17 protein-coding genes are annotated in these 21,757 nt (G+C 64.0%); 13 read left to right on the top strand and 4 right to left on the bottom strand.

The window, feature by feature from the left end; all coding sequences use genetic code 11:
- The first annotated feature begins 21 nt into the window (after nt 1-21).
- From mutM to KM031_RS08785, 13 genes are all read left to right on the top strand, one after another.
- Nucleotides 22-873 carry a bifunctional DNA-formamidopyrimidine glycosylase/DNA-(apurinic or apyrimidinic site) lyase gene (gene mutM, locus KM031_RS08845; protein ID WP_215506222.1) on the top strand — a complete coding sequence of 284 codons (852 nt, stop codon included), beginning with the start codon at nt 22-24 and terminating at the stop codon, nt 871-873.
- A 70-nt stretch (nt 874-943) separates the two neighbouring features.
- Complete coding sequence (locus KM031_RS08840) at nt 944-1,720, top strand: enoyl-CoA hydratase (protein ID WP_215506223.1); 777 nt, start codon at nt 944-946, stop codon at nt 1,718-1,720.
- Between the two features lie 161 nt (nt 1,721-1,881).
- Nucleotides 1,882-2,160, top strand: a complete 279-nt coding sequence (rpsT, locus tag KM031_RS08835) for a 30S ribosomal protein S20 (RefSeq protein WP_215506224.1) — start codon at nt 1,882-1,884, stop codon at nt 2,158-2,160.
- A 517-nt stretch (nt 2,161-2,677) separates the two neighbouring features.
- Nucleotides 2,678-4,045 carry a chromosomal replication initiator protein DnaA gene (dnaA, locus tag KM031_RS08830; protein ID WP_215506225.1) on the top strand — a complete coding sequence of 456 codons (1,368 nt, stop codon included), beginning with the start codon at nt 2,678-2,680 and terminating at the stop codon, nt 4,043-4,045.
- A 147-nt stretch (nt 4,046-4,192) separates the two neighbouring features.
- Nucleotides 4,193-5,311, top strand: a complete 1,119-nt coding sequence (dnaN, locus tag KM031_RS08825) for a DNA polymerase III subunit beta (RefSeq protein WP_215506226.1) — start codon at nt 4,193-4,195, stop codon at nt 5,309-5,311.
- A gap of 68 nt (nt 5,312-5,379) precedes the next feature.
- Nucleotides 5,380-6,477 (top strand): DNA replication/repair protein RecF, encoded by a 1,098-nt coding sequence (recF, locus tag KM031_RS08820; protein WP_215506227.1) that lies wholly within the window; start codon nt 5,380-5,382, stop codon nt 6,475-6,477.
- Nucleotides 6,474-6,902, top strand: a complete 429-nt coding sequence (locus KM031_RS08815) for a VOC family protein (protein WP_215506228.1) — start codon at nt 6,474-6,476, stop codon at nt 6,900-6,902. The genes recF and KM031_RS08815 overlap by 4 nt, the downstream gene beginning before the upstream one ends.
- A 3-nt stretch (nt 6,903-6,905) precedes the next feature.
- Nucleotides 6,906-7,526 (top strand): LysE family translocator, encoded by a 621-nt coding sequence (locus KM031_RS08810; RefSeq protein ID WP_215506229.1) that lies wholly within the window; start codon nt 6,906-6,908, stop codon nt 7,524-7,526.
- A 107-nt stretch (nt 7,527-7,633) separates the two neighbouring features.
- Entirely contained in the window at nt 7,634-10,084 is a 2,451-nt protein-coding gene (gyrB, locus tag KM031_RS08805) for a DNA topoisomerase (ATP-hydrolyzing) subunit B (RefSeq protein ID WP_215506230.1), read from the top strand.
- Nucleotides 10,085-10,212: 128 nt separating this feature from the next.
- A complete protein-coding gene (locus KM031_RS08800; protein ID WP_215506231.1) occupies nt 10,213-10,794 on the top strand; it encodes a TetR/AcrR family transcriptional regulator in 582 nt (193 codons plus the stop codon).
- A gap of 52 nt (nt 10,795-10,846) precedes the next feature.
- The gene (locus KM031_RS08795; RefSeq protein ID WP_215506232.1) at nt 10,847-12,031 is read left to right on the top strand and encodes an efflux RND transporter periplasmic adaptor subunit; all 1,185 of its coding nucleotides are present in this window, start codon (nt 10,847-10,849) and stop codon (nt 12,029-12,031) included.
- Nucleotides 12,032-12,042: 11 nt separating this feature from the next.
- Nucleotides 12,043-15,183, top strand: a complete 3,141-nt coding sequence (locus KM031_RS08790; protein WP_215506233.1) for a multidrug efflux RND transporter permease subunit — start codon at nt 12,043-12,045, stop codon at nt 15,181-15,183.
- Nucleotides 15,184-15,260: 77 nt separating this feature from the next.
- The gene (locus KM031_RS08785) at nt 15,261-16,643 is read left to right on the top strand and encodes an efflux transporter outer membrane subunit (protein ID WP_246567173.1); all 1,383 of its coding nucleotides are present in this window, start codon (nt 15,261-15,263) and stop codon (nt 16,641-16,643) included.
- A gap of 4 nt (nt 16,644-16,647) precedes the next feature.
- Here the strand turns inward: KM031_RS08785 and KM031_RS08780 are convergent, their stop codons facing one another.
- The 4 genes from KM031_RS08780 to KM031_RS08765 are packed head-to-tail and all read right to left on the bottom strand — an operon-like array spanning nt 16,648 to nt 21,699.
- A complete protein-coding gene (locus tag KM031_RS08780) occupies nt 16,648-17,781 on the bottom strand; it encodes a DNA alkylation repair protein (RefSeq protein ID WP_215506235.1) in 1,134 nt (377 codons plus the stop codon).
- 51 nt (nt 17,782-17,832) lie between these two features.
- The gene (locus tag KM031_RS08775) at nt 17,833-19,176 is read right to left on the bottom strand and encodes an FAD-binding oxidoreductase (protein WP_215506236.1); all 1,344 of its coding nucleotides are present in this window, start codon (nt 19,174-19,176) and stop codon (nt 17,833-17,835) included.
- The gene (locus KM031_RS08770) at nt 19,176-20,099 is read right to left on the bottom strand and encodes a dimethylarginine dimethylaminohydrolase family protein (RefSeq protein ID WP_215506237.1); all 924 of its coding nucleotides are present in this window, start codon (nt 20,097-20,099) and stop codon (nt 19,176-19,178) included. Before KM031_RS08770 ends, KM031_RS08775 begins: the two co-directional genes overlap by 1 nt.
- A 13-nt stretch (nt 20,100-20,112) precedes the next feature.
- The gene (locus KM031_RS08765; protein ID WP_215506238.1) at nt 20,113-21,699 is read right to left on the bottom strand and encodes a zinc-binding metallopeptidase family protein; all 1,587 of its coding nucleotides are present in this window, start codon (nt 21,697-21,699) and stop codon (nt 20,113-20,115) included.
- Nucleotides 21,700-21,757: the final 58 nt, after the last annotated feature.

The following is a 21,757-nucleotide window of genomic DNA, read 5'->3' as shown; positions in this document are numbered from 1 at the left end:
CCAACTGTCCAGAGGTGCCGAATGCCCGAACTGCCCGAGGTTGAAACCGTCCGTCGCGGGCTGGAGCCGGTGATGACGGGCCGCCTTATTCTTCAGGCGCAGGTCAACCGTCCCGATCTGCGCTGGCCCTTTCCACCGCGCATGGCCGAGCGCCTGACCGGCGCACGGATCGAGGCGCTGCGCCGCCGGTCGAAATACATTCTGGCCGATCTGTCCAGCGGGGAAAGCCTGCTGATCCATCTGGGCATGTCGGGGCGGATGCTGATTTCCGGCGCGGCTCTGGGTGCGTTCCATCACGCCCATCCGGCACCTGCGAAACATGACCATGTGGTGTTTGATCTGGAGGGCGGCGCGCGCGTGACCTTCAATGACGCCCGTCGCTTTGGCGCGATGGATCTGATGGCGACGGCCACGGCGGAGGCGCATCCGCTGTTGTCGGTGCTTGGGCCAGAGCCGTTGGGCAATGAATTTGACGAATCCTATCTGGTGGCGCGGCTTGCCGGGCGCAACACGCCGATCAAGACCGCGCTGCTCGATCAGCATCTGGTGGCGGGGCTGGGCAATATCTATGTCTGCGAGGTGCTGTTCCGCGCCGGTATCCACCCCGAACGCCGCGCCAGCAGCCTGAGCCGGGCCGAGGCCGCCAGTCTGGTGCCGCTGATCCGGGAGGTTCTGGCCGATGCGATCACCGCGGGCGGCTCGTCCTTGCGCGATTACCGGCAGGCGGATGGCGATCTGGGCTATTTTCAGCACAGCTTCCGGGTCTATGGCCGGGAGGGGGCGGGCTGTGTCACGCCGGGCTGCACAGGTGTTGTGCAGCGGCTGGTGCAATCCGGGCGGTCCAGCTTTTTCTGTCCGATCTGTCAGCGCTGAGGGCGGGAAGATGGCTTGAACCTTGGGCCGAGGCTGTTAGGAGTCGGGCAAGACCACAAAGGAGCCTCGCATGGCCTACGAGACACTGATAGTCGAAATCGAGGATTATGTCGCATTGATCCGGCTGAACCGGCCCGATGCCCTGAATGCGCTGAACAGCACGCTGTTGTCGGAACTGTCGGAGGCGCTGAAAGCCGCCGATGCCGACAATTCGGTGCGCTGCATCATCATCACCGGATCGGAAAAGGCCTTTGCGGCGGGTGCCGACATCAAGGAGATGTCGGAGAAAAGCTTTGTCGACATGTTCATGTCGGACTTCTTTGCCGCCGAATCCGATGCCATCGTCCGCACCCGCAAGCCGATCATCGCGGCGGTGTCGGGCTATGCGCTGGGCGGCGGCTGCGAACTCGCCATGGCCTGTGACTTCATCATCGCCTCGGAAACCGCGAAATTCGGTCAGCCGGAGATCAATCTGGGCGTTGTGGCCGGGATCGGCGGCACTCAGCGCCTGACCCGTTTTGTCGGCAAGTCGAAATCCATGGACATGCACCTGACCGGGCGCTTCATGGATGCCGCCGAAGCAGAGCGGTCCGGCCTTGTGTCGCGCGTGGTGCCGGTGAAGGATCTGCTGACCGAAGCCAGAAAGGCTGCCGCCAAGATTGCCGAAAAATCCGGCCTGACCACGATGGCGGTGAAAGAAGCGGTCAACCGCAGCTATGAGACGACGCTGCGCGAGGGCATCCTGTTTGAACGCCGCCTGTTCCATGCGCTGTTTGCCACCGAAGATCAGAAAGAGGGCATGGCGGCCTTCCTTGAAAAGCGCCAGCCGCAGTTCCGCGACCGCTGAACCCGGTTTTTCCCTTTCCTTTACGCCGCACTTGGCGTAAAGGCACCCCCTACATGCGCGTGGGCCCGCTTAGGCAAGAATCAGTTCCGCTATTATGGGCGGGCGTCTTGGGTCTATTGTGCAACTGAAATGCAAACGATCCAGACGATAGGAACTTCCCCATGGCGAATACGCCCCAGTCCAAAAAACGCGCCCGTCAGTCCGAAACCCGCTATGCCGTGAACAAGGCGCGCCGCTCGCGCATCCGCACCTACCTGCGCAAGGTTGAAGAGGCGCTGGCGTCGGGCGATCAGGCTGCTGCGGCTGCCGCGCTGAAACTGGCACAGCCGGAACTGGCGCGTGGCGTCACCAAAGGCGTTCTGCACAAGAACACCGTGGGCCGTAAAATGTCGCGCCTGTCGTCGCGCGTGAAGGCTCTGGGCGCGACCGCAACCGCCTGATCCTGATATTAAAAGATTTTGCTGAAGCGCGCCAAATGGCGCGCTTTTTGCATTTTTATGCACTTTTTTCCTGAATTCCGGCCAAGCGTTGCGCGTTTGCACTGGCTTTGGGATTCGCTGCAACAAACCTCTGTCAACAACGAAGTTCGGTTGCAGCCCCCGTGCGCGGCTTGCTAGCTTGTCCAAGCGATTCACGTTGTCCTGGGGGACATAACGCGATTGCGATCTGAAACATCGGTCTGCCACCCCGCGCTCTGCCGCGCTGGGATCCGTTTTCGGATTTGCGATCAATGAGTTATGGGTCTGAGCGTACTTGCTCCAGATTCGACGCCTGAAAGGCCATGGCCGGAACTTTCCGACCGTGCCTTTTCATGCGTGCCGTTCCCCTATGGGCTGCTGCGAAGCGCCTGCCATGTCCGGGTTTTGTGCCGGAACGGGCGGTGTGGCTTTTGTATGAAATGGGCGGTGTATGCGCCCCAATCAGGCCAAGAATGGCGCGGGACGGGTTGAAAAGAGAATGACAAACGAAACTTGGGGCGAGATTCGTGAGCAACTGCAAAAACGTGTTGGAAAAAACAACTACACCACCTGGATCGAACCGCTGAAGCTGTCGCAGCTTAAAAACGGTGTCGCACGATTCGAAGTGCCGACCACCTTTTTTGGCGACTGGGTTTCCCGCAACTATGGCGATCATATCCGCCACCACCTCAATGCTGCCGGCGCCGATGTGGAGCGGGTGGAGTTTGCCGTGAACAGCGCGCCGCGGGCGCAAGATGCCGCTGTGGCGGCCAAGCCTGCCGTCAAGGCCAAGCCCGCGCCCAAGGCGCGTCAGGCCGATGAAGAAATGCCGGGGGCACCGCTGGATGCCCGTTTCACCTTTGACAGCTTCGTGGTCGGCAAACCGAACGAACTGGCCCATGCCGCCGCGCGCCGTGTCGCGGATGGGGGGCCTGTGACCTTCAACCCGCTGTTCCTCTATGGCGGCGTGGGCCTGGGCAAGACGCACCTGATGCATGCCATCGCGCATGAGCTGCAAACCCGTCAGCCGCATCTGCGGGTGCTCTATCTGTCGGCCGAACAGTTCATGTATCGGTTCGTGCAGGCGCTGCGCGAAAAGCAGATCATGGATTTCAAAGAGCTGTTCCGCTCGGTCGATGTGCTGATGGTCGATGATGTGCAGTTCATTGCAGGCAAGGATTCTACGCAGGAAGAGTTTTTCCACACCTTCAACGCGCTGGTCGATCAGAACAAGCAGATCGTGATTTCCGCCGACCGCGCCCCGGGCGAGATCAAGGATCTGGAAGAGCGGATCAAATCGCGCCTGCAATGTGGGCTTGTGGTGGACCTGCACCCGACCGATTACGAATTGCGGCTGGGCATCCTGCAACAGAAGGCCGAGTTTTACCGCAGCCAGTACAAGGGCCTGAAAATGGCCGATGGCGTGCTGGAGTTTCTGGCGCATCGCATCACCACCAATGTGCGTGTGCTGGAAGGGGCGCTGACCCGGCTGTTCGCCTTTGCTAGCCTTGTAGGCCGCGAAATCACGCTGGATCTGACGCAGGACTGTCTGGCCGACATCCTGCGCGCCTCGGACCGCAAGGTCACCATCGAGGAAATCCAGCGCAAGGTGGCGGAACATTACAACATCCGCCTGTCCGACATGATCGGGCCGAAGCGTCTGCGCAACATCGCGCGGCCACGACAGATCGCCATGTATCTGGCCAAACAGCTGACCCCGCGCAGTCTGCCGGAAATCGGTCGCCGCTTTGGCGGACGTGACCACACCACCATCATGCACGGTGTTCGCAAGATTGAAGAGCTGATGGCGACCGACAGCCAATTGGCCGATGATCTGCAACTGCTGAAGCGGTTGTTGCAGGCCTGAGCCGCAATCAGGGCGGCGAGAGTGCGGGGGCGGGCTTGACGGCCCCCGCAAAGCAACAGAAAGTCCGCGAAAAGGCTTGATGACCGGCGGGAACCGGGTAATTTCGTTTTCCCGCCTGGATCGGGCCGAACGCAAAGGGTGACAGGGATGAAGATCAGCATCGAACGCGGCACGCTTCTGAAAGCTGTGGGGCAGGCGCAATCGGTTGTGGAGCGCCGCAACACCATCCCGATCCTCGCCAATGTTTTGATCGAGGCCGAGGGCAATCAGGTCAGCTTCCGCGCGACCGATCTGGATATCGAGGTGGTGGACCGCGCGCCTGCCATGGTCGAACGCGCCGGGGCAACCACGGTGTCGGCGGTCATGCTGCACGAAATCGTGCGCAAACTGCCGGATGGATCGCTGATCACCCTGTCGGAAGACAGCGCCGCCGGGCGTCTGACCGTGGCGGCGGGCCGGTCCACCTTCAATCTGGCGACCTTGCCGAAAGAAGATTTTCCGGTGATGGCCAGCTCGGAATATTCCACCAATTTCGCGGCCCCGGCCCCGGTGCTGCGCCGCCTGTTCGACAAGGCGAAATTCGCTATCTCGACCGAGGAAACCCGTTATTACCTGAACGGCGTCTATATGCATGTCGCCACCGGCGAAGACGGCCCGGTGCTGCGCTGTGTGGCCACCGATGGCCACCGTCTGGCCCGGATCGACGCGCCACTGCCGGAGGGCGCGCAGGGCATGGCGGGCGTGATCGTGCCGCGCAAGACGGTGAACGAGCTGCGCAAGCTGCTGGACGATGACGAGGCGCAGATCGCGGTTTCGGTGTCGGAAACCAAGGTACGGTTTGCCACGCCGCTGATCACCATGACCTCAAAGGTCATCGACGGCACCTTCCCCGATTACACCCGCGTCATCCCGACCGGCAACACCCGGCGGCTTGAGGTCGATGCCTCTGATTTCGCCAAGGCGGTGGACCGCGTGGCTACGGTGTCCTCCGAACGCTCGCGCGCGGTGAAGCTGAGCTTGGATGAGGATCGGCTGATCCTGTCGGTCAATGCGCCCGATTCCGGTGCCGCCGAAGAAGAGCTGGCCGTGGCTTATGGCGACGAGCGGCTGGAGATTGGCTTCAACGCCAAATATCTTCTGGAGATCGCGTCGCAGGTGGATCGTGAAAACGCGGTGTTCCTGTTCAATTCGGCGGGCGACCCGACGCTGATGCGCGAAGGCAATGACATGTCGGCGGTCTATGTCGTCATGCCGATGCGCGTGTGACCGGACGCCGGGGGTTTCACACCCCCGGACCCCCGTGGGATATTTCCACCAAGATGAAAGTGTAAAGCGTGAGCGGTCTGGCCATCCTGTCGCTGGCGGTGTCGCATTTTCGCAGCCATCGCGCCGCGCGGCTGGCGTTTGACGGGCGGCCTGTGGCGCTGGTCGGGCCGAATGGCGCGGGCAAGACCAATATCCTTGAGGCGATCTCGCTGCTGTCGCCGGGTCGCGGGCTGCGCCGGGCCGGGGCCGAAGAGATTGCGCGCCGACCCGAGGCGATCGGCTGGAAGGTCAGCGCCCGCGTGGCCGGGCTGACGGCGGCGCATGAGGTGGAGACCTGGGCCGAAGGCGGGGCCTCGCGGCAGGTGCGGATTGATGGCAAGGCGGTACCGCAGGCGCATCTGGCGCGGATCACCCGCATGGTCTGGCTGGTGCCCGCGATGGACCGACTGTGGCTGGAGGCGGCGGAGGGGCGGCGGCGGTTTCTGGACCGGATGACGCTCAGCTTTGTGCCCGATCATGCCGAGGCGGTGTTGGGGTATGAAAAGGCGATGCGGGATCGCAACCGGCTGCTGAAAGATCAGGTGTCGGATCCGCATTGGTATGCCGCGCTGGAGGCGCAGATGGCGGCCACGGGGGCGGTGATCACCGCCAACCGGGCGCTGACCGTGGCGCGGCTGGAACAGGCGCAGGCCGGGGCGGAAACCGCCTTTCCCCGCGCCGATCTGGCCATCCTGCATCCCGAAGGCGCGCCGGAGGATCTGGCGCAGGCGCTGGCGGCGGGGCGGCGGCGCGATCTGGCGGCCGGACGCACGCTGATCGGGCCGCATCGCGCCGATCTGGCGGCGGTGTTTTCGGCCAAGGGCGTTGCCGCCGATCAATGTTCGACCGGGGAGCAGAAGGCGCTGCTGATCAGCCTGATCCTGGCCAATGCGCGGGCGCTTTCGGCCGATCTGGGGGCGCCGCCGATCCTGCTGCTGGATGAGGTGGCCGCCCATCTGGATGTCGGTCGCCGCGCCGCGCTGTATGATGAGCTCTGCGCGCTGGGGGCGCAGGCGCTGATGACGGGGACGGAGCCGGGATTGTTTGACAGTCTGGCCGCACGCGGGCAAACCTTCGCCATTGCCGATGAGGCAGGCCAATCGTGTATTCTTGAGGTATCCCAATGACTCCGCAGCGTGTGACCCTGACAACCCTTGGCGTGGCGGATCTGGCGGCGTCACGGGCGTTTTATGGCCGTCTCGGCTGGGTGGAGCATAAGGAAAGCCAGCCAGGTGTCGCCTTCTTTCAGATGAATGGTGCGGTGCTGGGCTTGTTCGGGCTGGCCGATCTGGCTGCTGATCAGGGGCGTCCCGGTGCGGTGCTGGGTGTGGGCGCCGTGACGCTGGCGCAGAATTTTGCCACCGAGGCCGAGGTGGATGCCGCCTATGCCGCAGCGCTTGCGGCAGGGGGCACGGCACTGAAAGCCCCCGAGAAAGTGTTCTGGGGCGGATATTCCGGCTATTGGTCCGATCTGGATGGCCATGTCTGGGAGGTGGCCATGAACCCGTTCTGGCCCTTGGCCGAAGACGGGTCTTTGACCCTGCCGGAGTAAACCATGACAGTGTCCGCATATGACCTCCTGCTTTATGCGGGGGGGATGGCCTTGCTCTGGGTCATACCCGGCCCGGTCTGGGTTGCGCTGGTGGCGCGGGCGCTGTCGGGCGGGTTTTCGGCAGCCTGGCCGCTGGCGGTGGGGGTGGCGCTGGGCGATCTGCTCTGGCCACTGTGCGCGGTGTTTGGGCTCAGCTGGATCCTGTCGCTCTACGGCGGATTTCTGGATGCGATGCAATGGGTGGCTGCGGCCACCTTTATTCTGATGGGGATCTTGCTGATCCGAAAGCCCGCCGCGCCGCCGGATGCCGACAGCACGCTGACCCGTCCGGGCATGTGGGCAGGTTTTGCGGTGGGGGTGGCGGCAGTGATCGGAAATCCCAAGGCGATCCTGTTCTATATGGGGGTTCTGCCGGGCTTTTTTGATCTGTCGCGCGTGACCGCTGCCGATATTGCCGCCATCCTGCTGATTTCGGCGCTGGTGCCGATGCTGGGCAATCTGGGGCTGGCGCTGTTTCTGGACCGGGCGCGGGCGCTGCTGTCGAGCCCGCAGGCGCTGCATCGGTTGAATGTGGGTTCTGGTGTGCTGCTGGTCTGTGTCGGGCTGTTTATCGCGCTCAGCTGAGACCGGCCTGACCTGACGGGACCACCCCCCCAAATCTTGGGGGTAAGGGGTGACATTGCCCCCCCCAGCCGCTATAACTCGCAGGTCATTCGAGGGATGCAGAATACATGGCCGAAGCCGCGAAGAAGCCGCAAGAATACGGTGCCGATTCCATCAAGGTTCTCAAGGGCTTGGATGCTGTTCGTAAACGTCCGGGCATGTATATCGGGGATACCGATGACGGGTCTGGCCTGCACCATATGGTGTATGAGGTGGTCGACAACGGCATCGACGAGGCGCTGGCTGGCCACGCCACCGCCGTGACCGTCAAGATCCATGCCGATGACAGCGTATCGGTGCGCGACAACGGGCGTGGTATTCCGGTGGACATCCATCAGGAAGAGGGCGTTTCGGCGGCTGAAGTGATCATGACGCAGCTGCACGCGGGCGGTAAGTTCAACAATACCGATGACAGCGGCAATGCCTACAAGGTGTCGGGCGGTCTGCATGGCGTGGGCGTTTCGGTGGTGAACGCGCTGTCGGAATGGCTGGAACTGACGGTCTGGCGCAACGATACCGAATATCGCGCGCGGTTCGAACATGGCGAATGTGTCGTCCATGTGCATGAGGTCGGCCCGGCGCCGGGGATGCGTGGTACGCAGGTCCGGTTTCTGGCCTCGGCCAAGACCAATATCCCCGAGGGCACCTTCTCGAATCTGGACTACAGCTTCAAGACACTGGAAACCCGGCTGCGCGAACTGGCCTTCCTGAATTCGGGTGTGCGCATCATCATCGAGGATGAGCGCCATGCCGAACCGATCCGCACCGAGCTGTTTTATGATGGCGGTGTGCGCGAATTCGTCAAATACCTTGACCGGTCCAAATCCTCGGTGATGCCGGAGCCGATCTACATGATCGGGGAACGTGGCGGCATCGGGGTTGAAGTGGCGATGTGGTGGAATGACAGCTACCACGAAAACGTGCTGCCCTTTACCAACAACATCCCGCAGCGCGATGGCGGCACGCATATGGCGGGCTTCCGGGGCGCGCTGACGCGCACCATCAACGCCTATGCGCAATCATCGGGCATTGCCAAAAAGGAAAAGGTCGATTTCACTGGCGATGACGCGCGCGAAGGCCTGACCTGCGTGCTGTCGGTGAAAGTGCCCGATCCGAAATTCTCCAGCCAGACCAAGGACAAGCTTGTGTCGTCCGAGGTGCGCCCGGCGGTCGAGAATCTGGTGAACGAAAAGCTGGCCGAATGGTTCGAGGAAAATCCGGCGCAGGCCAAGATCATCGTCGGCAAGATCATCGAAGCGGCGCTGGCCCGCGAGGCGGCGCGCAAGGCGCGCGAACTGACCCGGCGCAAGACGGCGATGGATGTGGCCTCCTTGCCCGGTAAGCTGGCCGATTGTCAGGAAAAAGACCCGGCGTTGTCCGAACTGTTCATCGTCGAGGGTGACTCGGCCGGTGGGTCGGCCAAACAGGGGCGCTCGCGCAAGAACCAGGCGGTGCTGCCGTTGCGCGGCAAGATTCTCAACGTGGAACGCGCCCGGTTTGACCGGATGCTGGCCTCTGAAACCGTGGGCACGCTGATCACGGCGCTGGGCACCGGCATTGGCCGCGACGAGTTCGACATCAAAAAACTGCGCTATCACAAGATCATCATCATGACCGATGCTGACGTCGACGGCGCGCATATCCGCACGCTGTTGCTCACGTTCTTCTATCGGCAGATGCCCCAGATCATCGACGGCGGATACCTCTATATCGCGCAGCCGCCGCTCTATAAGGTATCGCGCGGCAAATCCGAGGTCTATCTGAAGGATCAGGCCGCCTTCGAGGATTACCTGATCGAGATGGGCATTGATGGCGCGGTGCTGCGCCTTGGCTCGGGTGAGGAGCTTGCCGGGGCCGATCTGGCCCGGGTGGTGGAAGGCGCGCGCCAGTTCCGCCGGGTTCTGGAGGCGTTTCCGACGCATTACCCGCGCAATATCGTGGAGCAGGCCGCGCTGGCCGGTGCCTTTGATGCTGGCAAGGCCGATGCCGACCTGCAACTGGTGGCCAATACCGTTGCCACCCGGCTGGACGGGGTTGCGGTGGAATATGAGCGCGGCTGGACCGGGCGCATCACTCAGGATCATGGTATCCGCCTGAGCCGGGTGCTGCGCGGCGTTGAAGAGCTGCGCGCGCTGGACGGTGCCGTTCTGCGCTCGGGCGAGGCGCGGCGGTTGTCCGGTCTGGCAGGCGGGTTGCGCGATGTGTTCACCAGCCCGGCGCAGCTTGTGCGCAAGGATCGGGATGTGGCGATTCACGGCCCGGTTGATCTGCTGAAGGCAGTGCTGGCCGAGGGCGAGAAGGGCCTGTCGCTGCAACGCTATAAAGGTTTGGGCGAAATGAACCCGGAACAGCTGTGGGAAACCACGCTGGACCCCGAGGCGCGCACCCTGTTGCAGGTGAAGGTGGATGATGTGGCCGATGCCGATGACATCTTTACCAAGCTGATGGGCGATGTGGTGGAGCCGCGCCGCGAGTTCATCCAGCAGAACGCGCTCAACGTCGAACACCTCGATTTCTGAGCCTGTCAGCCGCACCGCACTGTTGCACAGAGGCCCCGCAAGGGGCCTTTGTCATGTCTGCTGGACTTGACGCATGAGGCAAAAGAAAATACACGAACGGACGTATTTCTATTTATGCAGGCAAAACAATGGGCCGCAGGAAAACCATAGATCGCCAGACGATCATGGATGCCATCGAGGCGGTCGTGCATCAGCAGGGTGCCGCCGCGCTGACGATTGATGCCGTGGCGCGCGCCGCAGGCATCAGCAAGGCTGGCGTCGTTTATGATTTTGCCAACAAGAACGAAATGATGGCCGCCTATGTCCGTAACCGGGTCGAGGCGAAGCGCGCCGCGATCCATGCGGCGGCAGATGCGGCGGGCGGCAGCACGGCGGCCTGGCTTGCCGCCGTGATCGACCATGCCTGCGAAGCGCCCTCCGCCGATGAGATGGCTTCGGCCATGGTGTTGACAGCATCGCTCAGCACCACCAACAGTTGTCAGAATATCCTGCGTGATCTTTTCACTGCCGATATTGCCCGCATCACCGACAGCGCGGAAAATCCGCGGGTGGCGATGCTGGCCTATCTGGCGCTGCAAGGGGTAATGTCGATGGAATATCTGGGCTTCCACAGCTTTGACCAAGACCTGCGCGCCCGTGTGATGCAGGATATCCGCACCCTCGCCAGCGCAGACACCCTGCCGCCAGCCCCTGATCCGCTGCAAGACTGACCCCACAGCCACGCGCCATTCTGGTGCCATCGCCTTCAATCACAGGTTCAAGATGATCCGGTTTCCCTCTCTCCTCGCGCCGGTTGCGGCGCTCACTCTCGCCCTTTCTGCCCCGGTTCTTGCGCAGCAGGGCGGGCAGATGCCACCAACCCCGGTCAGTGTTCTGACCCTGACGCCCGAAGAACTGCCGATCATCAATGAATTGCCGGGCCGCATTTCTGCGACCCGCATGTCCGAAGTGCGCCCGCGCGTCTCGGGTATTCTGGTGGAGCGGGTGTTCGAACAGGGCAGCCGCGTACAGGAAGGCGATGTGCTTTATCGCATTGATGCCGCGCCGTTCCGGGTGCGGGTCGCCAGTGCCGAGGCCTCGTTGTCCCGCGCCAAGGCCACCCTGTCCAATGCGCAGGTGGAATTGCAGCGGCAGAAAAAGCTGCGCGAACGCAATGTCTCGTCCGGGGTCGAGCTGGACAATGCCGAAACGCTGGTGGCACAGGCCGAGGCGGATGTGGCGATTGCCGATGCGGCGCTGGCCGAAGCGGCGCTGAACCTCGATTACACCGAAGTGCGCGCCCCGATCACCGGCGTGATCGGGCGGGCGCTGGTCACCGAAGGCGCGCTGGTCAGCGCGACCGGCGAGCAGCATCTGGCGTTGATCCAGCAGCTTGATCCGGTCTATGCCGACTTCACCCAATCCTCGTCAGAACTGTTTCAACTGAAACGCGCGATGGCGGCCGGCGAACTGGTGGCAACCGCCCCCGGCGCGGCCACGGTGCAACTGTTCTTTGATGACGGCTCGCCCTATCAGCACAAGGGCACCCTGCTGTTTTCCGAGGCGGCGGTGGATGCCACCACGGGGCAGGTGACGCTGCGCGGAGAGTTTCCGAACCCCGAAGGCGACCTGCTGCCCGGCCTTTATGTGCGGGTGCGGATCGAACAGGCCGTGCGCAAGAACGCGCTGGCGGTGCCGCAGAAGGCCGTGATGCGTGACGCGCAGGGCAATGCACAGGTCTATGTGCTTAAGGATGAAACGCTGGTGGATCTGCGCCGCGTGCGGCTTGGCGCCACGCTGGGCGACCGCTGGCTGGTGGAAAGCGGGCTGGAAGCCGGTGAAACCATCGTCGTCGAGGGGGCGCAGAAGCTTTATCCCGGTGCGACCGTGGCCCCCGAGGTGGTGACGACCGAACCAGCTCCGGCTTCGACTGACCCCGCCGCTGCGCCTGCCGCAGCCAACGAATAAGGCGCGCGCTCATGGCACAGTTTTTCATTGGCCGACCCATTCTTGCCTGGGTCATCGCCATCTTCATTTCCATCGCGGGGATCCTGTCGATCCCGATGCTGCCCGTCAGCCAATACCCGGATGTGGCCCCGCCGCAGATTTCCGTGTCGGCTGTCTATACCGGGGCCTCGCCCGAAGAGATGTATGCCGGCGTCGCCCAGCCCATCGAAGAAGAGCTGAACGGCATCGAAGGCATCACCTATTTCGAATCCACCTCGGATGCGTCGGGGCGGATCACCATCACCGCCACCTTCACGCCGGGCACCAATGTCGCCAAGGCCACGATTGACGTGCAGAATGCCGTCAGCCGGGTCGAGCCGCGCCTGCCGCGTTCCGTGACGCAGCAGGGGATCAGTGTCGAACAGGCCGGTGCCGGGTTTCTTCTGATCCTGTCGATGACCTCGACCGATGGCACCCGTGACGAGGTGGATCTGGGCGACTATCTGACCCGCAACGTGCTGGGCGAGATCCGCCGGATTGATGGTGTGGGCGCAGCACAGCTGTTTGCCGCAGGCCGCGCGATGCGGGTCTGGATCGACCCGAGCAAGCTGACCGGGCTGAGCCTGACCAGTGCCGATGTGACGGCCGCAATCACAGCGCAGAATGCGCAGGTGGCGGCGGGCAGCATCGGTGCCGACCCCAACCCGATTGCGCAGCAGCTGACGGCGACCGTGCTGGTCAAAGGGCAGCTCAACACCCTGACCGAGTTTGAAAACATCGTCCTGCGCGCCAATCCTGATGGCTCTGCGGTGCGGCTGAAAGATGTGGCCCGGATCGAGATGGGGGCCGAAAGCTATGGCTTTTCCTCGCGGCTGAATGGCCAGCCGAGCGCCGCCGTGGGGGTGCAGCTTGCCTCGACCGGCAATGCGCTGGCGACCTCCGAGGCAATCAAGGCCAAGATGGAAGAGCTGTCGGTATTCTTCCCCGAAGGTGTTGCCTATTCCATCCCCTATGACACGGCGCCTTTCGTGGAGAAATCCATTGAAAAGGTGGTTCACACGCTGATCGAGGCTGTCGTCCTTGTGTTCATCGTGATGTTCATCTTCCTTCAGAACTTCCGGTACACCATCATCCCGACGCTGGTGGTGCCGGTGGCACTGTTGGGCACGATGGCCGTGATGCTGGCCACGGGGTTTTCGATCAACGTGCTGACCATGTTCGCCATGGTGCTGGCCATCGGGATTCTGGTCGATGACGCCATCGTGGTGGTGGAAAACGTCGAGCGGATCATGGAAAGCGAAGGGCTGCCCCCGAAAGAGGCGACCCGCAAGGCCATGGGCCAGATCACCGGTGCGATCATCGGCATTTCGCTGGTGCTGTCGGCGGTGTTCATTCCGATGGCCTTCTTTGCCGGATCGACGGGCATCATCTACCGGCAATTCTCGCTGACCATGGTGGCCTCGATCCTGTTTTCGGCCTTCCTCGCGCTTAGCCTGACGCCCGCGCTGTGCGCGACCTTCCTCAAGCCGATCGAGAAGGGGCAGGGCCATGCCAAACGCGGCTTCTTTGGCCTATTCAACCGCGGCTTTGACCGTTCGACCAAGGGCTATTCCGGTCTGGTTCGGCGGCTGACCGGGCGCACCGGCCTGATGATGGTGATCTATCTGGTGATCGGCGTCGCGGTGGGCTTCGGCTTCGTCAAACTGCCGACCAGCTTCTTGCCGAACGAGGATCAGGGCTTCATCATCGTTGACCTGCAAACACCGCCTACCGCATCGGGCAACCGCACGATGGAGGTGATCCAGACCGCCGAACAGCTGTTCCTCGGCAATGAGGCGGTTGAAAATGCCGTCGGCATCAAGGGCTACAGCTTCTCGGGCACCGGCACCAACGCGGCGCTGATGTTCGTCACGCTGAAGGACTGGGCCGACCGCGATCAGGCGGCGCAGGATGTGGCCAATGGCGCGAACATGCAGCTGTTCGGGCTGAAGGATGCGCAGGCCTTTGCCCTGTCGCCCCCGGCGATCATGGGGCTTGGCACCTCGGGGGGGTTCAGCTTCCGCTTGCAGGACCGTGCCGGCCATGGCCAACAGGCGCTTCAGGCCGCAGCGGCACAACTGATGCAGAGCGCGCAGCAAAGCGGCGTGATTGCCGGATTGCGCAGCGAAGGCATGCCGCCCGCAGCGCAGGTGATCCTGACCATCGACCGCGAAAAGGCCAATACCTTTGGCGTGACCTTCGTGGACATCAACACCACGATTTCGCAAAACCTCGCCTCGTCCTATGTCAACGACTTCCCGAATGCCGGGCGTTTGCAGCGGGTGGTGGTGCAGGCGGATCAGGATGCGCGGATGCAGGCCGAAGATCTGCTGAAGCTTACCGTGCGCAACAGCAATGGCGGCATGGTGCCCTTCTCGTCCTTCGCCAGCGTCGCCTGGCAGAATGGCGCGTCGCAGGTGGTTGGCTACAACGGCTATGCGGCGGTGCGCCTGTCCGGGGGCGCTGCGCCCGGTTCCTCCACCGGGGCCGCCATGGCGACGATGGAACAGCTGGCCGCCGAACTGCCCGAAGGTTTCGGCTTTGAATGGACCGGGCAATCGCTGGAAGAACTGCAGTCCGGCTCGCAGGAACTGATCCTTTACGGGCTCAGCATCCTGTTCGTGTTCCTGCTGCTGGCGGGGCTTTACGAAAGCTGGTCGATCCCGCTGTCGGTGATGCTGGTGGTTCCCCTGGGGGTCGCGGGCTGTGTGGCTGCCGTCTGGTTGCGTGACATGCCGAATGACCTTTACTTCAAGGTGGGTCTGATCACGATCATCGGGCTTTCGGCCAAGAACGCGATCCTGATCGTGGAGTTTGCCAAAGAGCTGCGCGAACAGGGGCTGAGCCTGCGTGATGCGGCGGTGCAGGCGGCGCAGCTGCGCTTCCGGCCGATCCTGATGACCTCGCTTGCCTTCACGCTGGGCGTGGTGCCGCTGGCCATTGCCACCGGGGCCAGCGCGGCCAGCCAGAATGCGATTGGCACCGGGGTGATCGGCGGCATGATTGCGGCCACCATCTTTGCCATCTTCTTTGTGCCGGTGTTCTTCGTCTTTGTGCTGTCGCTTTTCGGCTCGCGCAGCGGATCATCCGGCCCTGACGGCACGGCGTCAAAACCTGACACGACCGCCGTCTGAGCGGTCTGCCGATCCCACTTGCTGCGGGCGCGATGCCGCCCGCAGCCGCCCCTCCCTTGCCCGACAGGTGCCTTTCCATGACCTCGCTTCGTTTTACCGTTCCGGGCTTTGCCCTGCTGATGCTGTCTGCCTGCGTATTGCCGGGTGACGGCCCGGCGGCATCCAGCAAAGCGCCCAGCGTTTCCGTGCCTGCCGCCTTCACCGGCACCAAACCCGCCGCCGACACCGCGCAATCGCCGCAATGGTGGGCGGCCTTCCGCGACAGCCGCCTAGACGCCCTGATGCAGCAGGGCCTTGCACAGAACCTCGATGTGCAACAGGCGGTGGCGCGGATCAGCGAGGCCCGCGCCAATGCGGGCCTCGCCGGAGCGGCCGATCTGCCGCAACTGTCTGCGACGGGCAGTGCCGGGCGCAGCGATCTGCAAGGCAAGGGCGCAGACAGCACCAGCAGCGTCGGGCTGAACACCAGCTGGATGATTGATCTGTTCGGGGCCAATCGCGCCGCCAAACGCTCGGCTGCGGCGCAGCTGGATGCGGCCTATCTGTCGGCGGATGTGGCGCGTCTGGCCATTCTGGCCGAAATCGCCACCACCTATGCCGATCTGCGCTTTTACCAGCACAGCATCGCGCTGACGCAAGACAGCCTGTCGGGCCGCCGCAAAAGCCTGAGCCTGACGCGCGAGAAGTTCGATCTGGGCAGCGTGGCGCGGCTGGATGTGTTGCAGGCCGAACAACTGGTGGCCGTGGCCGAGGCAGAGCTGCCCGCGCTGGAAGTGGGCTATGATCAGGCGATCTATCGGCTGGCCACGCTGACCGGGCAATCGGCCAGCCGCCTGCGCGCCGATCTGCAAAAGGGCATGGCGCAGCCGCGGCCGCGCTATCGCGCCGCAATCGGCGTGCCTGCCGATGTGCTGCGCAACCGCCCCGACATCCGCAAGGCAGAGCGCGATCTGGCCTCGGCTGCGGCCTCGGTCGGGGTGGCGCGGGCGGCCCTTTATCCGTCGCTGTCGCTGGGTGGCACCGTGACGGCGAGCGAGGCGCGGGCCTCCGGCGCGCTGACCACCTGGTCCTTCGGGCCGCAGATCTCGTTGCCGATCTTTGATGGCGGGCGCAATCGCGCCACCCTGCGCGGGGCCGAGGCCCGGGCGGTGCAGGCGGAGCTTGCGTGGAAATCCGCAGTGACCAAAGCGGTGGAAGAGGTGGAGGCGGCGCTGTCGGCCTATCGCCGCGATGCCCGCAACATCGGCGCGCAGGACAAGCTGGTCAGCACCTCGCGGCAGACGCTGGATCTGGCGCGGGCCGAATTCGATCTGGGGCAGGGCGATTTTCTGGCGGTGCTGGATGCCGAGCGCACCGAGTTCGATGCGCGTCGTGCCCTCGCGCAGGCCATCCGGGCCGAGGCGGCGCATTATGTCGCGCTCAGCCTTGCCACTGCGGGCGGCGTGCCGGTCGCGCGCTGACGGCTCAGGGCAGGGCGGTGCCCTGCCCCTCTGACGCCTCGGGCAGCAGATCAAAGGCGCCGCTGGCCAGCACGGCGCCATTCACCAGAATATCCACCCGGTGACGCCCCGGATAATGCACCCGCGTGGTGAAGTTGCGCAGGGCGCGCCGCTGGCTCAGATGCAGCACCGCGCCGGGGTCGAGCGTCAGCAGTTTCAGCTTGAACACCTTGGCCGCGCTGCCGCCCGATTTCTTGACGTAATGCACCGCGTAATCCACCACCAGCCGCTGCGCTTCTGCCGCGTCAGAAATCAGCGCAAAGCTCAGGGTGATCTCACCGCCCAGGGCCAGCGCCGCCGGGCTGATCTGAAGATCGGCCACCCGGGCCTGCGCCGGACCACCTGCACCGATCAGCGCCAGCGCGCGGCCATCGCCCGCCTTGATCAGGCTGCGCAGCGCATGTTTGGTGATCCATGCCGTTTCGGGCACATCGCGGGGCCATGCGCCGATCAGATCCAGCGCCCAGCCCGGATGGTCCTTACTGATGTCATTCAGGTGATTGGCCACTGATTTGCGCACATAAAGGCTGGGATCCGCGTTCAGCGCCGTCAGGATGGGCCGCACCGGGGCGGGATCCGCCACCAGCCGATCCAGCTTGAAGGACCACGGCAGCCGGGGCCGCGATCCTTCGCTGGCCAGCCGCCGAACATGCGGATCGTCATCCCCGGCCCACTCCTGCATCACCGCCAGCGTGCGGTCAAAATCCTGCCGCAAAAAGGCGCGCACCGCGAATTCCGATGATCCATAGGGGGTAAAGGCCTTCAGCGCCTCCATCGACGGCTCAAAGCTGTGCAGCCCATAACGGGCGACGAAATCCGGCAGGAACAGCGTGAGGAAGCCGCGTTTCAGATGCGGGACCAGCCGCAGCAGGATGTCCAGCGCCGTCAGGTAATCGGCGGGCAATGTGGCGTGCAGCGCCTCTGACACCCGGTGCAGGCGGGCCATCAGGGCCATATCGGCATGACCCTCGGCACAGAGCGCCAGAAAGCGCGTTGCCGGAAACGCCGGATGCACCCGTTGCACTGCCTGCGCGATCTCTTCCAGGGCTGCGACGTTGAAGATCTCTTTCAGGGCCGGGGCCGCGTCCTGCTGCGCCATGGTGCTCTCCTTCCGCTTGCGGCCCCACCATCCCGGCGGCGCAAGCCAAGGTCAAGCAGGCAGCAGTTTGCCGGGGTTGAGGATGCCCTTGGGGTCCAGCGCCGCCTTGATCTGCCGCATTACCGCCAGTTCCACCGGGCTGCGCGAATGGCCAAGCCAATCGCGTTTCAGCGTGCCGATGCCATGTTCGGCGGAAATGGAGCCGCCAAAGCCGCGCACCAGATCATAGGCGATGCGGTCCACCTCATGCCCGCCATCCTCTGCATTGTCGGCCAGCGCCACCGCGACATGCAGGTTGCTGTCGCCCACATGGCCATAAAAGGACACATGCGCATCGGGAAAGCGCGCCCGCAGCCCGGCGCGGCAGGCCTGCGCAAAATCATCCAGACGCGCCACCGGCAGGCTGATGTCCAGATTGATCAGCCCGGGCAGCGCGGTTTCCATCGCGTGCCCCTCGCGCACCTCCCAGAAGCGCCGGGCGTCGGTCTGCGATTGCGCCACCAGCGCGTCGTCAATCACCCCGGCCTCGAACGCCTGTTCCAGCAGCGGCTCCAGCCCCGCGCCTTCCGCCTCAAGGATCACGGCAAAGGGTGGCGGGTTGGCAAACAGAGACAGCCGGGCGATCTGTTGGTTGAAGGCGAAATAATCCTGCCACATCGCCTCGAACGCCGACACCGTCAGGGTCTTGCGCGCCATGTCGAGCAGGGTCAGCACCGCGCGGTAAGAGCTTAGCGCGCAGAGCGCGGTCTGCCGCGCCTCGGGTAGCGGGCGCAGCCGGATCACGGCGCGGGTGATCACGCCCAAACTGCCCTCGGACCCGCAGAACAGATGCCGCAGATCATAGCCGGTATTGTTCTTGACCATGCGCCCCAACGACGAGACGACACGGCCATCCGCCAGCACCGCCTCGATCCCCAGAAGATTGTCGCGTGTCATGCCATGGCGGATCACCCGCAACCCGCCCGCATTGGTGGCGATATTGCCGCCGATCTGGCAAGAGCCGCGCGCGCCCAGATCAATCGGCAGCAGAAAGCCCGCCTCGGCCGCTACCTCCTGTGCCCGCTCCAGCACTGTGCCTGCGCGCAGCAGCATGGTTCCGGCATCGGGGTCGATCTCCTCCACCCCGGCAAACCGCGCCAGAGACAGCGCCACGTCGTCAGAGCGCGGATTGGCCCCGCCCGCCAGCCCGGTCATGCCGCCTTGCGGCACCACCGGCTGTCCGTGGCGGTGACAGATCTCCAGCGCCGCCGAGACTTCGGCCACGCTGGACGGGCGCAGCAGCGCCAGTGGCAGGGTCTGCCCGCTGCGGCTGGCATCCGACCGCGCGGCCTCGGCCACGCGGTCGCCGGTCAGGCAGCCTGCCGGCCCCAGTGCCGCCAGCAGCTCGGCCAGCATCACGGCGCGCGGCGCAGTGCCTGCGCCATGCAGTGAATCCCGCCGCCGGTTTTCGAGATTTCAGACATATCCACCGATGCCACCTCGAAGCCGCGCGCCTTCAGTTGCCCGATCAGGCTTTGCGACGAGGTGGGGGCAATCACCCGGTCGCCGCCCAGAGACATGAAGTTGCAGCCCAGTGCCATCGTATCCGGGAACGGCACGTCGATGATTTCATGCCCCTTGGCGCGCAGCCAGTCGACAATCGCGGGTTCGGTGCAGGCGAGGCAGACCGCCGTCAGCTTTGGCGCGATCGGCACCACCATCAGGTCGATATGCACATAATATTCGTCGATGAAGGCCAGCCGCACCTCCCAGCCCTCGGCCTCGAACCAGCCTTGCACCTGCCGGGCACCTTCTTCCTGCGTGCGCGCCCCGCCGCAGCCGATCAGCACGCAGCCTTCCTCGATCACGTTGAAATCACCGCCTTCAAAAGTGCCTGACGTCACCATGTCATAGATCGGGATGCCCAGCTTTTCGTAATTGCGGATGGCGGCGTAATTCTCGCCGCGCCGCCACCACTGGCTCATCGCGGTGATGATCGCGCCGTAGGGCGTCATCACCGAGGAATCGCGGGTATAGACCTGCATCGGCAGTTCCGGTTCCGGCTCCACCATATGCACCTTCACCCCGAAATGCTCATAGGCGGCGACCAGTTCGGCGTGCTGTGCCTGTGCCACCTGCACATTGCAGGGATTTTCGCGCAGATGTTTGCGCGACAGGCTGGAGGTCGACAGATGCCGCAGATGCGCGGGGCTGCCCAGCAGCACATCGGTCAGCCGGTCGGTTTCATTGGCAAAGCCCCAGCCCTGCAAGGTGGGCGTAGCGCCCTTGAGGTTGCGGCGGCGCAGGCTGAACGGTTCGTTGCGGGTCTGGATGTTCATGGAAAGCTCCTGTTCAGGCGCCGGGCAGGCTGGCGGGGATCCACCAGTCCCGCCCGCGCGGGGTTGTGATATATTCGGGCCAGCGGAAATGGATGGGTGGCGGGTAATCGCACAGCGGCGCAAGCCAGCGCTCACCGCCGATGCCGCCGCCAGTGCGCTGCGTAAATTCGGTCCATGCCGCCGCGCGCGCGCTGTCATCCTCCAGCAGCCGCAGGGCCGACAGCGCCAGCACCTGCGCCGCGCGTTCCACCATCGGGTCAATCGTGGCTGGGATGCCGCCAAGCGCGTTCATCACCCAGGTGGGATAGGTATATCCCGCCGGGGCCTTCAGCGCGGGCCGGGCGATGTAGAACCGCGCCGTCGGCGCGTGCCATGTCATGTCGGTATAGTCATCCGAGGTGGAGTTGCGCTGTGATGGCGGCAGATCCTGACGCAGGATCGCCTCGGCCGCCTCGGGGTCGATCAGCCGGGTCATTTCGTCAATGAACGGCTCTGCCATCGGATCAAGGCCCAGATTGGCCTGAATCTCGCGCGCCACTGCCTTTGCGTCCTCGTCCCATTGCGGCGCGCCCAGCATTTGCAGCGCACCCCAGACCACCTGCGCCATCGCGTGATTGGCCAGACCGGGCCGCGATTTGCACACCCAATGGCGTTCCACCCGGCAGCCGGTCATCGCGGCGGCGGCCTCGGCGTTGCGGTCCAGCACCGCTGTCACCGCCTCGGCCATCTCCAGCGTCGGCACCCGCATCATATACTGGATCTCCGCCAGACCGGCGGGCAGATTGTCTGCCGTGGCCTGCCCCGCAGTCAGGATCGCCTCGGAGATCGACCAGCCGCCCTGATGCGGCAGCATGGAGTCGCGCAGGGATTTGCTGCTCAGATACATCAGGTTCAGCGCATCATTGGCGCCCGGTGCGCGCACCGTCGAATGGCTTTGCGGGATCGGTGCGCCGTCGCTGCGGCCCCAGCCTTCGGGCGCATCGCACAGAAAGCGATACACCATGGCATAGGCCGCGCCGCAATGCGTGTCCCAGCGCACGGTGTTGCACATGGGCAGCATGTAGAACGGATGAAAGGACAGCATTGCCGCGAGCCCGTCGTAATAGCCCTTGGCGGCGTGAATGGGCTTCGAGCCGCGCACCTTTTCGGCGGGTTCGCCGGTAAAGCGCAGACCGCCCTTGATGCCGTGCCGCTGCATCGCGGCCTTGGTGGCCAGCAATCCGCCAAGCTGGGCGATGCCAAGGCCGGAGTGGGGATCGGTATGCCCGCCCGCCTGAAAGCCGAGGCCCGCGCGGGGTTCGCGCCGAGGGCTGGCCGCCTGACAATTGCCGGGCACCGCATCATATTCGGCATACATGCCGATCACCGGGCCTGCGCCGTTCTGCCATTCGGCGCAAAAGGCCGTGGGCATCCCGCCCGAGCCTTCCTCGACGGTGAAACCTTCGGCCCGCAGCCGCGCCACATACCAGGCGGCAGAGCGGTACTCGCGCCAGGCCGTTTCGCCATGGTCGAAAATCGTCGCGCACCAGACCGAGAGTTCGGCTTTGCGCGCTTCTATCGCCGCAAGGGCAGTGGTCTGGGCAGCGGAAAGGGGGGGCAAACACGGCTCCTGTCAGCAGGATCTACGAAGGACGGTCTCTTATCGCTACACGCCGTTT

The organism is Gemmobacter fulvus (genome assembly GCF_018798885.1).
GTDB classification, from domain to species: Bacteria; Pseudomonadota; Alphaproteobacteria; order Rhodobacterales; family Rhodobacteraceae; genus Gemmobacter; species Gemmobacter fulvus.
Note: the sequence above shows the minus strand (reverse complement) of the source record. Positions and strands in the feature narration are given on the sequence as shown.

Excerpts from the sequence above, each read along its gene's own strand:
- mutM (WP_215506222.1), top strand. The coding sequence starts at position 22 with ATGCCCGAACTGCCCGAGGTTGAAACCGTCCGTCGCGGGCTGGAGCCG.
- KM031_RS08840 (WP_215506223.1), top strand. The coding sequence starts at position 944 with ATGGCCTACGAGACACTGATAGTCGAAATCGAGGATTATGTCGCATTG.
- rpsT (WP_215506224.1), top strand. The coding sequence starts at position 1,882 with ATGGCGAATACGCCCCAGTCCAAAAAACGCGCCCGTCAGTCCGAAACC.
- dnaA (WP_215506225.1), top strand. The coding sequence starts at position 2,678 with ATGACAAACGAAACTTGGGGCGAGATTCGTGAGCAACTGCAAAAACGT.
- dnaN (WP_215506226.1), top strand. The coding sequence starts at position 4,193 with ATGAAGATCAGCATCGAACGCGGCACGCTTCTGAAAGCTGTGGGGCAG.
- KM031_RS08815 (WP_215506228.1), top strand. The coding sequence starts at position 6,474 with ATGACTCCGCAGCGTGTGACCCTGACAACCCTTGGCGTGGCGGATCTG.
- KM031_RS08810 (WP_215506229.1), top strand. The coding sequence starts at position 6,906 with ATGACAGTGTCCGCATATGACCTCCTGCTTTATGCGGGGGGGATGGCC.
- gyrB (WP_215506230.1), top strand. The coding sequence starts at position 7,634 with ATGGCCGAAGCCGCGAAGAAGCCGCAAGAATACGGTGCCGATTCCATC.
- KM031_RS08800 (WP_215506231.1), top strand. The coding sequence starts at position 10,213 with ATGGGCCGCAGGAAAACCATAGATCGCCAGACGATCATGGATGCCATC.
- KM031_RS08795 (WP_215506232.1), top strand. The coding sequence starts at position 10,847 with ATGATCCGGTTTCCCTCTCTCCTCGCGCCGGTTGCGGCGCTCACTCTC.
- KM031_RS08790 (WP_215506233.1), top strand. The coding sequence starts at position 12,043 with ATGGCACAGTTTTTCATTGGCCGACCCATTCTTGCCTGGGTCATCGCC.
- KM031_RS08785 (WP_246567173.1), top strand. The coding sequence starts at position 15,261 with ATGACCTCGCTTCGTTTTACCGTTCCGGGCTTTGCCCTGCTGATGCTG.
- KM031_RS08780 (WP_215506235.1), bottom strand. The coding sequence starts at position 17,781 with ATGGCGCAGCAGGACGCGGCCCCGGCCCTGAAAGAGATCTTCAACGTC.
- KM031_RS08775 (WP_215506236.1), bottom strand. The coding sequence starts at position 19,176 with ATGCTGGCCGAGCTGCTGGCGGCACTGGGGCCGGCAGGCTGCCTGACC.
- KM031_RS08770 (WP_215506237.1), bottom strand. The coding sequence starts at position 20,099 with ATGAACATCCAGACCCGCAACGAACCGTTCAGCCTGCGCCGCCGCAAC.